Raw genomic sequence first — 13953 nt, forward strand, 5'->3', positions numbered from 1 at the left:
CGCGGGCGAGATCGTCCTATCACTCGCCTCTTTTGAAGGCGTAAGAAAACTGACACAACTTGAAATCTTTCGTCTACATCTATTTCCGCCGCAAAAAAGTAGCAAACTGCCAACTAGTGAAACTTTTGTGCCGGGTTTATTGGGGCAACTTGGTTTTGTCCGACAAAAAGCAGCGGGCACGTATTTAAATATTAAATAGCACCAATGCCGCCCAAGTTGAGCGGCACAGTTAATAATTGGATTCACTATATTGCCACGGTGTCATTGGCAACATTAAACAGCCATTACTTCAACTAATAATAGGCGTTGTCCCCCATTACCGGGACACACTCCACCCCGTATCGTGTAACGCCTGTAACAGCGTCTCGCCCATCAAACCCGGAACTTGCACGCCATCGTCGGTGTTCATGGTTTCACCCGCCAGAATGGCGTTGATGATTGCCTCTTCCACCGCCTCTGCTGCGGCGCTGAACAGCGGCGAAATGTGGTCGTTATTGACCATCTGCAACGCACTGCTGAACGGCAGGCCCTTGCGGCCGTAATCCGCGGCAGGCAGGTCCTGGTTCCCGGTGGCGAAAGCCAGGAACAGATCGCCACTGGAATCTTCGGTGCCGCCGCCGGTACGGGCGATGCCGATGGAGGCGCGTTGCGCCAGACGCTGGCATTGATGCGGCAGCAACGGCGCGTCGGTGGCCAGGATCACCACAATGGAGCCCATGCCCGGCGTACCGCGCTCGGCGAAGGGCGATGGGATGTCCATCAACCGGCGTCCCACCGGATAGCCATCCACCCGCAGCTCCTGGCGCTTGCCATGGTTGGCCTGGACCAGCACGCCGACGGTCCAACCGCCCTGCTCCGCCGGCAAACGCCGCGACGCCGTGCCGATACCGCCCTTGAACTCATGGCAGATCATTCCGGTGCCGCCACCTACCGCGCCCTCTTGTACCGGACCGGCTTCGGCGTTGACGACGGCTTCGCGCACATGTTCGGGTTGCACATGTTGGCCCCAGATATCGTTGAGCAGGCCGTCATAGGTCTCCATCACCACCGGCATGCACCAGTACACCGCCGGGTCCGCGAGGCGCTCGCGCTCCAGGGCGATCAAGGTGTCGCGCACAATGCCGATGCTGTGGGTGTTGGTGATGGCCAGCGGTGTGGTCAGCAGCCCTGCTTCACTGATCCACTCCAGGCCCGTGGCATCGCCATTGCCATTGAGCACGTGGTAGCCGGCGAAGCAGGGTTGCTGGCGCGCTTCCCCGGCGCGCGGCTGGATCACCGTCACACCGGTGCGCACTTGCTTGCCGTCGATACGGGTGTTGAGGGTACTGTGGCCCACCCGCACGCCCGGTACATCGGTGATGGCATTCAACTCACCGGGTGTGCCCAGCCCCAAAGTGATGCCCAATTGACGTGCGCGCATAACCGCTCCTTACAATTTCTGGAAGACCGGACTCGACCGGCCGCTGATGCAATAGAAAATCACCGACAAGGCCAGCAAGCCGAGGATGATCATGATGTCGCGCACAGACGCCGCATAGATCAAGGTCCCCAGCAAGTAACCTGCACCGATGACAGCCAACAGAGCCGGCAACGGCCACAGCGGCATGCGATACGGGTGTTCGCGGTCGCGCAGCAACACGCGGCTCATCAACGCGCTCAACGCCACTACCAGGTACACCAGCATGATCAGCAACACGCTGAATGAGGTGAGGTCCGCCAGGTTGGAACTGAAGCTGAGCAGCGCCGACGGGATCGCCAGGAAAAGCGTCGCCAACCAGGGCGAATCCCAGCGCGGGTGAATGCGGGTGAATAGCGTGTTGATGGTCGGCGTCCACAGCGCATCGCGCCCGCTGCTGAATACCACGCGGCCGATCTGAATCACGATGGCGACAATCGCGTTGAATACAGAGAGGAAGATCCCGGCACTGACCAAGCGCGACAAGGTTTCATTGCCGTGGCTGGTGAGCAAGTAGCCGATGGGGTCTGGGCTGCTGATCATTGCGCTCAGGGACGGCGCGCCGATCAGCAGTGCGGTGATCGGTACCAGTTCGATCACCACCACCAAGCCCAGGGACCACAACACGGCCTTGTGCACGCCTTTGCCGCCGCACTTCATGTCTTCGGCCAGCAGCACTGCGGGGCCGTAGCCATTGTAGGAAAACAAACCTATGCCCACTGCACCGATCACCAAGGCCCACGGCGCGAGATGCAGCACGCCGTTTTCGACGATCTGGGGCTGGAACAACACACTCGCCGGCTGCACCGGGTTACCAAACCCGATAAATACGATCACCAGTAGCGCCGCCACTTCCAGCAGCAAACAGGTGCCGGTAATCCAGGCATTGAGCTTGATATTGAGAATGCCCAGGGCGTAGCTGCACACCACAATCACCAGGGCGACGGTTTGCGAGTCGAACGTCGTACCCAAAGCGTTGTTGAGATAGGTCGCGGCCCCGGTGGCCAATACCGGCGGGATGAATAGCAACATCACCAGCACTGTGAGAAAGGTCGCATAGCCAGCCATGCCACCGAACACACGCTTGGCGTACACATATTCACCACCAGCACTGTTGTGGGCGCGACCCAGTTCGGCATAACAAAACGCGAACATCAGCGCGAGCAGGCCGGCCATCACAAACGCCAGGAACACACCACTGCCCGCCTGCTGGATGGCAAAGGGCGCGATCACAAACACGGAACTGGCCGGCGTCACTGCGGAAACGGTGATGGCCACTACATCGAAAACGCTAAGGGTAGGTTTCAACACGCCGTCGGGCGTGGGGGAAGTGCTCATATCGTTATCCTCTGTCGTTGTTCTTGGTGTGAGGCAGAAACGAAAAATGATGTTTTTCGGGATATGTTTCCCGTTGGATGATGAAGACGTTATCGCCCAGGAGCTTGTCAGCCAATTCCCCTATTGGCGTACTCCCCTTGACGGTTCCCGGCAAAAGCCGAACCCTTGAGCGATCTTTTGCTGGCGGGAGCCTGTGATATGAGCCTGTTCCGTGAGGTCGGCATGCACGCTGGCTTGGGCCGTACCGTCGCGCACATCGGTACCCAGGGTTTCTGGAAACAGTTGGTGCTGTTGTTGCACCAATGCCTGCCCTTCGATAACGCGTTGGCGATTTTCTACCCGTTGGAGGGCGCGCCCCAAGCCCTTGAGGAATACGACGCTCAGCCCAGCAGCAAACCGGCGTCGATGCTGACGTACCTCAATGGCCTGTATTTGCTCGATCCGTTTTTCCAGGCGTGTCGCGAAGGGTACTCCAGCGGTGTATACCGCCTGGAAGAAGTGGCGCCGGACCATTTCCGACAGAGTGAATACTTCCTCAATTACTTCCATGACAACGTGCTGGAAGACGAGGTGCAATTGATCCTGCAACTGCCGGGGATGGGGACATTGTCACTGTCGTTGGGGATGCAGCGGCGGTTCAGTGCAGAAGACACTGGGCTGATGACGATGATGGCGGCCTGGGTACTGCCGCTGATGCAGCAGCATTGGCAGCAAAGCACCCAGCGCGCCCCGGCCATGGACAGCCAGATCAGGGATGCCTTAAGCCAGTTCGGCTGTGGCGTGCTGTCGGACCGAGAGCTGGAAATCGCCCGCCTGGTGCTGCGCGGGTTTTCCTCCAAGGCCATGGCTGAGCGCCTGAATATCTCGCCGGACACGGTGAAAGTGCACCGTCGGCATTTGTACGCAAAGCTGGATATCTCATCGCAGCCGGAGCTGTTTTCGTTATTTATCCAGTCGCTGGGGCATGATCTGGAAAATCCGTAGAGCGATATCGACGTAAAACGGCCGGGCAGCACACGCTGCCTGACCATTTTGCGGTGAGTGGATTTAACTAAAGAATTTAACGTGATCGGCCAACAACTTTACATTATCAATACGGATGGAGAAGTTAGGCCCCTGCGCATTGACTTTCATATCCAGCGTACTCCAACCAAAAGGGCTGTGCTTTAACTGTACATCGCCTACTTCAGTGGGTGCGCGAGGCCGAATATGAATTATCTTTATCTTGTTATTCTTTACCATGTCAGACAAATCAACTTTATCTTCCCTTGGATTGAAGTTGAAAATAGTATCCGGATCATTGCTCGTAGAGTCTGTGAAGTGTTCGTACTTGAAGGTATTCGCACCTCGCGCGCCCACCAACTGGTCACTGCCACCGCCACCGACAAGCACCGAAGCCTCGTCGGGCCTGGCGTTCAGGCGTTCACGGGCGTCTGTGCCACGCAATACAGGAAGGCTGTTTTCGGGACGAGTCCACGTTCCGCCATTTGGCAAACTTTGTACTGAAGACATATGAGGTACCTTTTCATGTAATGATCAATAAAGAAGCTTCGTGAATTGCGGACGATAACTTCTCACACTGATACCTCCCTTCCAACTCGAACTGTTTTTCCTGTCGTTTCCGGAAAACAGCAAAACATCCCTTAGTCTAAGAATTCAACTGAACGTTGCTGGCCACGCTTCGTAGACCAGCAACACTTTCAAATATATTTTGCAGTACTCGACAGCGTTTGATCAGCGGCCCATACGAATCGTATTCCACACCCGCGTGCGAATCCGGTCGATATTCAGCGGCATTGATTCCAGCGCGAATAACTTGCCCATCATGGCTTCGCTTGGGTAGATCTTGGTGTCTGCCTTGATCTCAGGATCGACCAGGTTGTCCGCCGCGCTGTTGCCATTGGCGTAATGCACGGAGTTAGTAATGTCCGCCATCACTTGGGGCTCAAGCAGGTAGTTCATGAACGCGTAGCCGGCCTTTTCATCGGGGGCATCCGCAGGCATGGCCACCATGTCGAACCAGATAGCGGCGCCTTCCTTGGGGATCTGGTAACCGATTTTCACGCCGTTCTTGGCTTCCTTGGCGCGACTCTCGGCTTGCAGCACATCGCCGGAGAAGCCGACGGCCACGCAGATGTCGCCGTTGGCCAGGTCGCCGGTGTATTTCGAGGAATGGAAATACGCCACGTAAGGCCGCACTTTCATCAGCAAGGCCTCAGCCTTTTTGTAGTCTTCGGGCTTCTTGCTGTGGTGCGGCAAACCCAGGTAATTGAGGGCGATAGGCAACAGCTCCGGGCCATTGTCGAGGATGGCTACGCCGCACTTGCTGAGTTTTTCCATGTATTCGGGCTTGAAGATCAAGTCCCAGGAGTCCACCGGGGCGTTATCCCCCAGCACGGCCTTGACCTTGTCGATGTTGTAGCCGATGCCGGTGCTGCCCCACAGGTACGGGAAGCCATGGGCATTACCCGGATCGTTGTTTTCCAGAGTTTTGAGCAGCACCGGGTTGAGGTTTTTCCAGTTGGGCAACTGGCTCTTGTCGAGCTTTTTGAGGGCGCCGCCCTGGATCTGCCGGGCCATGAAATGGTTGGACGGAAACACCACGTCGTAACCCGAGTTGCCGGTCATGAGCTTGCCGTCGAGGGTTTCGTTGCTGTCGTACACGTCGTAGCTGAAACCGATCCCGGTCTGCTTCTGGAAGTTCTTCGTGGTGTCTGGCGCGATGTAGCTGGACCAGTTGTATATTTTCACCGTCTCGGCGGCCTGGCTGATAGAGGCCACCAACATCAAGGGCAACAGGGCAATGGCTTTCATGGTTCGATTTCCTGGCGGTTTTAGGGCTGTTTTTATGGCAGGCGATCAAGGATCAAAGCGTTACAGAATCAGTACGTAGGTCTTGCGAACGGTTTCCTGGATATCCCAGATCCCGGTGCTGTTGGCCGGCAACATCAGTGCGTCGCCGGCTTGTATGTGGACGATTTCACCGTTGTCGGGGGTGAAGGTGCAGCGGCCCTGGATAAAGTGACAAAACTCCTGGGATTTGATCTGGCGACGCCAACGACCCGGCGTGCATGCCCAGATGCCGGTTTCGACGCCGTCGCTGCGCTCTACGCTCAAGGTCGAGGCCACCGCAATCGGCTCGCCCAGGGGCACGGCCACGGGTGACGAGTCCGGCAGGTGGGCATTCAGCGTGTCTTTGAAGTGCGTGATGCTCATGGGTTTTTCCCGTGTAAGTGAAACGACTCAGTGCATGAACCCTTCCATGAATCCGGCCAAGCCGGTCGCCAGCTTGCGGCGCCAAGGGGCGGTGTTGGGGTTCGCCAGGACTTGGTCTTCATGGACAAAACTGCGAATGATCGCGTTGTAACCCAGCCAACGGCAGGGTTCCGGTTCCCAGGCCTTGAGCGCATCAAGGCCGCGCTCGCGGATCACCCAAGGTTGATAGGTCAGTGGCGTGTCGCGACGGAGGATCAAATCCGCCAGAGTGCGGCCACCCAGGTTGGTGGCTCCAACGCCCTCCCCGCCATAACCGCCGGACAGCGCGATGCCGGTGGTGTGATCACAGAGCATGTGCGGTCGAAAATTGCGCGACATACCAAGGTTGCCGCCCCACGAATGGGTAATCCGCACGTTCTTGAGCTGTGGGAAGAGTTCGCCGAACAGATAGCGACGTAGCTCCACTTCGCTATCGGTCAAATCGAAGTTGTGGCGAAGTTTGCCGGCGAACTGGTAACCGCCGCGGGCCCCGAACACCAGGCGGTTGTCCGCCGTGCGCTGACCATAAGTGACCTGACGGCTACTTTCGCCAAATGCCTGGCCGTGGCGCAGGCCAATCTCGTCCCAGGTGCTGGCGGGCAGCGGCTCGGTGGCGACGATCAGGCTTTGCACCGGCAACTGGTAGCGGCCCAACGGCGGCAAAGTGTTCGCGTAACCCTCGACGGCGGGCACTACCCAAGCGGCGCGGACACTGGCCTTATCAGTGCACAGGCTGCCGGACTGCCACTGGGTGACCGGACTTTTTTCGTAAATCGTAACGCCCATGCGCTCCACTGCCCGCGCCAGGCCGCGCACTAGCTTGGCCGGGTGGATCGTGGCGACGTGAGGTGCATAGATACCGCCATAGGGTTTGGCAATGCGGATCTGTTCGGCCAACTGCTGTGGGCTCAGCCAGCGATAATCCGCTTCGGTGAGGCCTTGGGCGTAGAGCTTGTCCAGGTAGGCACGCAGGCTGCCCTCCTGCTCGGGGTAACGGGCCGCGCAGTACAGCGCGCCGCCCTTGCGGTAGTCGCAGTCGATGCCTTCGCGGGCCAATACCTGGGCGACTTCATCCGGAATGCTGTGCAGCAGGTCGAATGAGGCCCGGCGTTGTTCAGGTGCCAGGCCGGCCAGCAGGCGATCTTCGCCCAGCAGGTTGCCCATCAGCCAGCCGCCGTTGCGGCCCGATGCACCGAAGCCGGCAGTTTGAGCCTCGATAATCGCAATTTTCAGCTCGGGCGCCTGGCGTTTGAGGTAGTAGGCGGTCCAAAGCCCGGTGTAGCCAGCGCCGATAATCGCCACATCGACGTCCAAGTCGTGTTCCAGGGTCGGCCGCGCCACCAGCGGGTCGTCCAGTTGGTCCATCCATAAACTGATGTTGCGCCATGCCGGCATGCCAAGCTCCCCAACCACGTTTCGATGGGGCTGATCCTAGGGCCGGCGGTTATTCGTTGTCTTGCGCGCGTGCACGCAGGGAAATTTGTTTGACGTAGGCCTTGGGCGACTGGCCGGTGTGCTGGCGGAAGGCACTGTAGAACGCCGACAACGAATTGAAACCGGCGGCAAAGGCCAGGTCGTCTACCTTGATCGGCGGGCGCGCGTTATCCAGCGCGGCGAGCAAATGCTGCAGGCGCGCCTGGTTGACGTAGCGATAGAAGCTTTGACCCAACACTTGGTTGAGCAGGTAGGAAATCTGATTGCGGCTGTAACCGCACTCCTTGGCGACTCGCTGCAGGTCCAGTTCCGGGTCCAGATAAGGCTGCTTGTGCTCGAAATACTGCTGCAGGTCATTGGCCATATGCCCCAATTGCTGGGGCGACAGGCCCAGGCGGCTGACGCTGGGGCGTTGGGCCTGGGACGGTTGTTCGTGCACCAGTGACGCGTATTCATTGACGCGCCAGATCAACCCATCGCGCACGGTGATGGCCTCGCTGGTACGGAATGACACCAGCCCATGGCCACCACGCAGGGTGATGCGGTACTGGATAAAGGCGGTATCGCCGTCAGCGCGGATGCGGTCGGTGTGTTCAATCGCTTCGTCAGCTTCGCGTGGCATGCTGGCTTGCAGGTAATCGCGCAGTTCGGCGTAACCGACTACGCGGTTCTGGAAAAAGTCGTGGTACTGGATGTCCGGGTGGTAGTAGGACATCACCCCGTCCAGATCGCGATGGCGCCAGCACAGGTGATGGCGTAATACCAGGTCGCCCGTGGCTTGGGTATGCAGGCAATCATCGTCGGGAGCGATGTCAGGCATGGTGAGCTCTGCAGCGGGAAAACCGTGGAGATTGCCGAAATTCGGTGGTGCGTTCAATGGCCAGGTGCAACTTCGGACTAATGGCCACTTGCCCATTTCTGAGCAGGACATGACCCACATCAACCGTTAGGAAAACAACCGCCGAACGGGATGAAAAAAGTCACCTCCGGTTAAGAGCGAATGCTATTTTTAAGCTCTACAACGCCAAGACCAGTGACGGTCATGGCCCCCTGCCGCGAGCTAAAGGAAGCGCTCAATGAACAAGGTGGGCAACATGAATAAAGTGACGTTCCCCAACGCCTGCCAGCTGATGCGCTGGCATTTTCATCCAATGGGCTTCGAGGGCAGCATGGACGCGCCCGGCAGCATGATCGCCCGCCTGTTTGACCGCGTCAGCGGCGAAACCCTGATTGCCATCGCCGGCATCCCTTGTGCCACGGTCATGAATGCCGCTGACGTAGAGCGGATTATCGAGGCGGTGGAGGATGAACTGGCGTCGTTTGTGCCACCGCTGTCACTGCGGGCCTGAGCGATCAGCCATCAGCCATCAGCCGCGATGATCGTCAAAAAACGCTTTCTTTCCATCTACATGCTCCGAGGCCTTCGGCATATTCACGGCCTGGCCTTCGGGCTTCTCCACATACCAATAGCAATGGCTGACCGCCCGGGTAATGCCGACGTAAGCCAGGCGCAGCGCTTCGTCTTTTTGTGCCGTGTCATAGGGTTCGCTGTCGCCAGACTTGCCCAGACCGGCCATGCGATAGACCTGGTTTTTGTAGGGGGAACGGGTGAGGTGTTGGCAATCCCCAAGCAGGAACACGGCGTCCGCCTGTAAGCCTTTGGCACTGTGATAGGTCAACTGTTTCAGCCTGCGTGCTTGAATCGGTAAGCTAGAATCCACATTAACTACAGACTGAATATGCTCTTGAATCAGTAACTTATCGCTACTTTTTCGATACAGAATTAATACCGACTCGCCCTTCTGATAATGCTCCAGCAACTGACGGCCCAGCGCCGCGTCGTCACGCTCCAGCACCTTGACCGGCTGCAACGCCTTGGGCGCGCCGCTGGCTTTGGCCTTCTTGCCGGGAATCGCCGGCGCGGTGCGCACGATGTGCTCGGCCGCATCGATAATGTGTTGGTGGCTGCGGTAATTCTCGCCCAGCATCACCCGCGTGGTGCTCGGCGACGGGAATTCCTGATTGAACTCCATGAAATACTTGGGTGAACTGCCCCGCCAGCCATAGATCGATTGCCAGTCATCGCCCACACACAACAGCGAAGAATGCTGGGCGCCACGGCCCACGTGCATCGCGGGGCCACGGCTACGGATTTCTCGCAGGCTGGCGCGGATCCACGAGACAATCTGCGGCGACACGTCCTGGAACTCATCGATCATCAGATGCGACAGCGGCCGTAACAGCGGGTCGCTAAGCAGCTTGAGGTTTTCGGGAGTGTTTTCACCGAACAGCGAGAACATGCGGTTGTAGGTCATGATCGGCGGTGACTGGTCAAGCAGATGGTCTTCCAGGGCCTTCCAGAAAATGCTCAGCGCCTCGAAGAAGAAGCGGTCCGGATCGTCCTTGGCGAAAGTCATCTGACCCACGGCGGTCGGAACGTCCAACCCAAGGTTTTCGATAAAGCCGGCCGCCATGACAAAACTGTCGAGCAACGGGGCACCAGCCAGTTCACCTTTAACCTTGTAATCAAACCCGGGGCCGGAGGACGCATCCCCAGCCAAGCTGCTTAAAAGGCGCTTGGATGATTCATAATTATCCAACCAAATTAGAGGCTTACGACAGAAAGCTTGAAACAAGGTTCGCTTCACTGCCCACTCCGCACGCAGTGACAGCTTGGCGTTGGGCCGACTGAGCTGGGCGTTTTCCCGCGAATCGAAACCCAGTACTACCCACGCGTCCAGCTCAGGGATATAGCCATGGCAATGGAACTGCGCGCCATTGATCTCAATGGTCTGGCGACTAGGCTCAATGCCTTTGATCGGCCAGGCACCTGCGCGAAACCATAGATCTTCGATTGCATCGCACAGTTCTTCATCTCGTTTAGCTGCCAGTTCGGTCACCGCCACGCGCTTTTGCACATCCGGGTGGTCACGTTCCAGCTCCTTGAGCTGCAAGCCATGCCGAGCCAGGGGCGCGATCAACGCTTGAAAGCGCGGGTGCAGCCCGTAAAGTCGGTGATAGCAGGCATTCATTTGTTGGCGCTGGGCGTCGTTGATGCGCAGGTCGAACGGATTACTGTCGGCATCCTCGAAACCTGAGCTCAGGTTCTCAAATGCTTGCAGGCGCTCAAAACCCGGCAGGCTGCGGACCATCGGCAGGATGCGCGAGTGAAAGGTGCGCACCACCGCCTGGGCTTCTTTCATGCCAAGCGGTCGACCCCACAAGCTGAGAATGTCCATAAGCTTGTTGATGAAATCCTTGCGCGACTCGCGGGTGAAGGTCACCACGGTCATCGAACTCAATTCAAAGCCCAGGTAATGGGTAAGCAACAATATGCGCAGGACCAGCGAGGTGGACTTACCTGCACCGGCCCCGGCGATCACTGAGGTGGACGGCGTATCACTGAAGATCATCTTCCATTGCGCCGCACTGGGCTGGGCATGGGCCGGCAGCAAGCGAGCCACGTCGGCCTTGATGCGTTTCTTCACGTCCGCCGTCAAGGGCAATCGCCAATCATCGAACAAACTGTCATCGACACCGGGCGCACGATGCTCTTCGGGACGAAAGTCGCGTATCAACAGGACTTGTCGACCTTCCTCGATACCATCGGCCTTGCCCTCACGATAGCCATACTCCACACCCGCTTCGTGACCGCTGCGAAAACCATCGGCCTGACCGTGCAACCAGGAAAACCGGTGCTGTGCGCGCAAACGGGTCAAGCCATGGCCAAACAGGCGTGCAGCCAGGCGTTTCAACAGAGGCATTTGCGCCAATGGGAGCAGTTCGGGGGGCAGATCAGGCTTTTGTTGCGGCACGCGGACTCCTGCGGTGAGCTGGTTTGTGACAAGTGCGCCATGGTCGCCGGAATCGGCGCTCAGTTCCAGGCAATTGCTTTGCTGTCATGCAGTTAGCCAATGAAGTGAAAGTCAAAACACCGCTAATCAATCGCTTTACCTGATAGGAATCAGGCATTTTTTACGCTTTTTATCGATCATGGCCTACGGGATCATAAGCGCCATCAACAGGAGACGATCATGCTTGAACTTCGACCTTTCAACTCGCTGGGCGGCGCCCACCATGGCTGGCTTGATGCCCATCACCACTTCTCGTTCGCCGAGTACCACGACCCCAAGCGCATGCACTGGGGCAACCTTCGCGTGTGGAACGACGACATTATCGCGCCAGGTACGGGCTTTCCACAGCATCCGCACCGTGACATGGAAATCATCACCTATGTGCGCGAAGGCGCCATCAGTCACGCCGACAACCTGGGCAATAAGGGCCGGACTGAAGCCGGCGACGTGCAGGTTATGAGCGCAGGCACTGGGATCGCCCATAGCGAATACAACCTGGAAGCGACGCCGACAAAGATTTTTCAAATCTGGATCATCCCGAACGAGGCCGGTTTGCCGCCCTCCTGGGGCGCAAAGCCATTTCCGAAAGGTGACCGCGAAGGGTTTGTCACCCTGGCCAGTGGCAAAGCCGGTGACAGCGAAAGCCTGCGCATTCGGGCTGATGCACGCTTGGTGGCAGCCAACCTGAAAGCTGGGGAAACGGCAGAGTATCGCTTGGACAGTGGCCGCCGTGCCTATCTGGTGCCAGCCACGGGAGTGATTGAAGTCAATGGCTTGCGTGCGCAAGCGCGGGACGGTGTTGCGATTGAAGATGAGCGGGTGTTGCGGGTCACGGCGATTGAAGACAGCGAGATCGTACTGGTCGATCTGGCCTGAGCTGAGTCTTCATCCCGATAAATGTGGGAGGTGGAATGTCCCCTCCCACATGGTTTTTCGGTGTTACTGGGAAATGGCGCCGTCTACCAGTACCTGGGCCTCTTCTACCAGCTGTTTGAGGTGATCTTCGCCGATAAAGCTCTCTGCGTAGATCTTGTAGATGTCTTCGGTACCCGATGGCCGTGCGGCGAACCAGCCGTTTTCGGTCATTACTTTCAGACCGCCAATGGCTTGATCGTTGCCCGGCGCGTGGCTGAGGATCTGCTGGATGCTTTCCCCAGCCAGTTCGGTGGAGGTCACCTGCTGTGGGGACAGCTTGCCCAGCAAGGCCTTCTGCGCCGGGGTGGCCTTGGCGTCGACGCGAATGGCGAACGGCTCGCCAAGGGCGTCAGTCAAGCCACGGTAGATCTGGCTCGGGTCCTGGCCTTTGCGCGAGGTCATTTCCGCAGCCAGTAGCGCTGGGATCAGACCGTCTTTGTCGGTGCTCCACACCGTACCGTCTTTGCGCAGGAACGACGCACCGGCGCTTTCTTCGCCGCCAAAACCCAGCGACCCTTCGAACAAGCCATCGGCAAACCACTTGAAGCCTACCGGAACTTCATACAGCCGACGACCAATGCGCGCGGCCACACGATCAATCAGGCCGCTGCTGACCACGGTCTTGCCCACGGCTGCATCCGCGCGCCAGTCGGGACGGTTCTGGAACAGATAATCGATGGACACGGCCAGGTAGTTATTCGGCGCCAACAGGCCGCCGGACGGGGTAACAATACCGTGGCGGTCGTGGTCCGGGTCGCAGGCGAAAGCGACGTCGAAACGCTCCTTTAGCCCGATCAAGCCCTGCATGGCGTAGCTGGAGGACGGATCCATGCGGATCTGGCCGTCCCAGTCGACGCTCATGAAGCGGAAGGTGGAATCGACTTCAGTGTTCACCACGTCCAGGTTCAGGCGGTAGTGCTCGGCAATCGCCGACCAATAGCGCACTCCTGCTCCGCCCAATGGATCCACGCCCAGGCGCAGATCAGCGCTGCGGATAGCGTCCATGTCGATCACATTGACCAAGTCGGCCACGTAGCTGTTGAGGTAGTCGTGACGATGGGTGGTGTCAGCCTTGAGTGCCTGGGCGTGGGTGATGCGTTTGACCCCGGCCAGCTTATTGGCCAGCAACTCGTTGGCTTTGGCTTCGATCCACTTGGTGACGTGGGTATCAGCCGGGCCACCATTGGGCGGGTTGTACTTGTAACCACCACTTTGCGGCGGGTTGTGGGACGGCGTAATGACGATGCCGTCCGCCAGCCCGCTGGTACGGCCACGGTTGTAGCAGATGATGGCGTGGGAAATCGCCGGGGTCGGCGTGTATTCATCACCCTCCGCCAGCATTACATGGACGCCGTTGGCCGCCAGGACTTCCAAAGCGCTCGCGCCGGCAGGCGTCGACAGCGCATGGGTGTCTAGCCCGACAAACAGTGGACCGTTGATGCCTTGGGCTTCGCGGTACAGGCAGATGGCCTGGCTGATGGCGAGTACGTGCCATTCGTTAAAGCTCAGCTCGAAGGAGCTACCACGGTGCCCCGAAGTACCGAAGGCCACACGTTGGGTGGAGATCGCTGCATCAGGCTGGCCGGTGTAATAGGCCGTAACCAGTCGCGGGATATCCACCAGCAACTGGGCCGGCGCCGGTTTGCCCGCAAAAGGACTGATTGTCATGCATAAACCTCGGATAGAAGGATCTGGAAAAAT

Annotated in this window: 12 protein-coding genes; 3 read left to right on the plus strand and 9 right to left on the minus strand. The window is 58.3% G+C overall.

All coding sequences use genetic code 11. The features are described from left to right. Window positions 1-316 precede the first annotated feature (316 nt). Both CKW32_RS10160 and CKW32_RS10165 read right to left on the minus strand, forming a co-directional pair. The gene (locus tag CKW32_RS10160; RefSeq protein WP_095184803.1) at window positions 317-1420 is read right to left on the minus strand and encodes a P1 family peptidase; all 1104 of its coding nucleotides are present in this window, start codon (window positions 1418-1420) and stop codon (window positions 317-319) included. A 9-nt stretch (window positions 1421-1429) separates the two neighbouring features. After that, window positions 1430-2794: an APC family permease gene (locus CKW32_RS10165; RefSeq protein WP_095184804.1), complete on the minus strand. Its 1365-nt coding sequence runs from the start codon at window positions 2792-2794 to the stop codon at window positions 1430-1432. Window positions 2795-2992: 198 nt separating this feature from the next. On the opposite strand from CKW32_RS10165, the gene CKW32_RS10170 reads away from it, so the two are divergent. Then, the gene (locus CKW32_RS10170; RefSeq protein WP_032891481.1) at window positions 2993-3778 is read left to right on the plus strand and encodes a LuxR C-terminal-related transcriptional regulator; all 786 of its coding nucleotides are present in this window, start codon (window positions 2993-2995) and stop codon (window positions 3776-3778) included. Between the two features lie 63 nt (window positions 3779-3841). Here the strand turns inward: CKW32_RS10170 and CKW32_RS10175 are convergent, their stop codons facing one another. From CKW32_RS10175 to CKW32_RS10195, 5 genes are all read right to left on the minus strand, one after another. Next, window positions 3842-4306, minus strand: a complete 465-nt coding sequence (locus CKW32_RS10175; RefSeq protein WP_095184805.1) for a M10 family metallopeptidase C-terminal domain-containing protein — start codon at window positions 4304-4306, stop codon at window positions 3842-3844. A gap of 222 nt (window positions 4307-4528) precedes the next feature. Further along, window positions 4529-5608 (minus strand): polyamine ABC transporter substrate-binding protein, encoded by a 1080-nt coding sequence (locus tag CKW32_RS10180; RefSeq protein WP_095184806.1) that lies wholly within the window; start codon window positions 5606-5608, stop codon window positions 4529-4531. A gap of 60 nt (window positions 5609-5668) precedes the next feature. After that, window positions 5669-6010: a cupin domain-containing protein gene (locus tag CKW32_RS10185; protein ID WP_032891477.1), complete on the minus strand. Its 342-nt coding sequence runs from the start codon at window positions 6008-6010 to the stop codon at window positions 5669-5671. 27 nt (window positions 6011-6037) lie between these two features. Continuing rightward, on the minus strand, window positions 6038-7444 hold the full coding sequence (locus CKW32_RS10190) for an FAD-binding oxidoreductase (protein WP_095184807.1): 1407 nt from the start codon (window positions 7442-7444) through the stop codon (window positions 6038-6040). 49 nt (window positions 7445-7493) lie between these two features. Beyond that, window positions 7494-8303 (minus strand): AraC family transcriptional regulator, encoded by an 810-nt coding sequence (locus CKW32_RS10195; protein WP_095184808.1) that lies wholly within the window; start codon window positions 8301-8303, stop codon window positions 7494-7496. A gap of 256 nt (window positions 8304-8559) precedes the next feature. Between CKW32_RS10195 and CKW32_RS10200 the strand changes: the two genes are divergently transcribed. Further along, on the plus strand, window positions 8560-8832 hold the full coding sequence (locus tag CKW32_RS10200) for a DUF1652 domain-containing protein (protein ID WP_032891472.1): 273 nt from the start codon (window positions 8560-8562) through the stop codon (window positions 8830-8832). 18 nt (window positions 8833-8850) lie between these two features. On the opposite strand, the gene CKW32_RS10205 is transcribed toward CKW32_RS10200, so the two are convergent. Further along, window positions 8851-11298 (minus strand): UvrD-helicase domain-containing protein, encoded by a 2448-nt coding sequence (locus CKW32_RS10205; protein WP_095184809.1) that lies wholly within the window; start codon window positions 11296-11298, stop codon window positions 8851-8853. A 219-nt stretch (window positions 11299-11517) separates the two neighbouring features. Between CKW32_RS10205 and CKW32_RS10210 the strand changes: the two genes are divergently transcribed. Then, a complete protein-coding gene (locus tag CKW32_RS10210; protein WP_095184810.1) occupies window positions 11518-12213 on the plus strand; it encodes a pirin family protein in 696 nt (231 codons plus the stop codon). A 63-nt stretch (window positions 12214-12276) separates the two neighbouring features. Here CKW32_RS10210 and pgm read toward each other — a convergent pair whose 3' ends face one another. Continuing rightward, window positions 12277-13920: a phosphoglucomutase (alpha-D-glucose-1,6-bisphosphate-dependent) gene (pgm, locus tag CKW32_RS10215; protein WP_032891469.1), complete on the minus strand. Its 1644-nt coding sequence runs from the start codon at window positions 13918-13920 to the stop codon at window positions 12277-12279. Window positions 13921-13953: the final 33 nt, after the last annotated feature.

The organism is Pseudomonas sp. Irchel 3H9 (genome assembly GCF_900187495.1).
GTDB classification, from domain to species: Bacteria; Pseudomonadota; Gammaproteobacteria; order Pseudomonadales; family Pseudomonadaceae; genus Aquipseudomonas; species Aquipseudomonas sivasensis.

Excerpts from the sequence above, each read along its gene's own strand:
- CKW32_RS10160 (WP_095184803.1), bottom strand. The coding sequence starts at position 1,420 with ATGCGCGCACGTCAATTGGGCATCACTTTGGGGCTGGGCACACCCGGT.
- CKW32_RS10165 (WP_095184804.1), bottom strand. The coding sequence starts at position 2,794 with ATGAGCACTTCCCCCACGCCCGACGGCGTGTTGAAACCTACCCTTAGC.
- CKW32_RS10170 (WP_032891481.1), top strand. The coding sequence starts at position 2,993 with ATGAGCCTGTTCCGTGAGGTCGGCATGCACGCTGGCTTGGGCCGTACC.
- CKW32_RS10175 (WP_095184805.1), bottom strand. The coding sequence starts at position 4,306 with ATGTCTTCAGTACAAAGTTTGCCAAATGGCGGAACGTGGACTCGTCCC.
- CKW32_RS10180 (WP_095184806.1), bottom strand. The coding sequence starts at position 5,608 with ATGAAAGCCATTGCCCTGTTGCCCTTGATGTTGGTGGCCTCTATCAGC.
- CKW32_RS10185 (WP_032891477.1), bottom strand. The coding sequence starts at position 6,010 with ATGAGCATCACGCACTTCAAAGACACGCTGAATGCCCACCTGCCGGAC.
- CKW32_RS10190 (WP_095184807.1), bottom strand. The coding sequence starts at position 7,444 with ATGCCGGCATGGCGCAACATCAGTTTATGGATGGACCAACTGGACGAC.
- CKW32_RS10195 (WP_095184808.1), bottom strand. The coding sequence starts at position 8,303 with ATGCCTGACATCGCTCCCGACGATGATTGCCTGCATACCCAAGCCACG.
- CKW32_RS10200 (WP_032891472.1), top strand. The coding sequence starts at position 8,560 with ATGAACAAGGTGGGCAACATGAATAAAGTGACGTTCCCCAACGCCTGC.
- CKW32_RS10210 (WP_095184810.1), top strand. The coding sequence starts at position 11,518 with ATGCTTGAACTTCGACCTTTCAACTCGCTGGGCGGCGCCCACCATGGC.
- pgm (WP_032891469.1), bottom strand. The coding sequence starts at position 13,920 with ATGACAATCAGTCCTTTTGCGGGCAAACCGGCGCCGGCCCAGTTGCTG.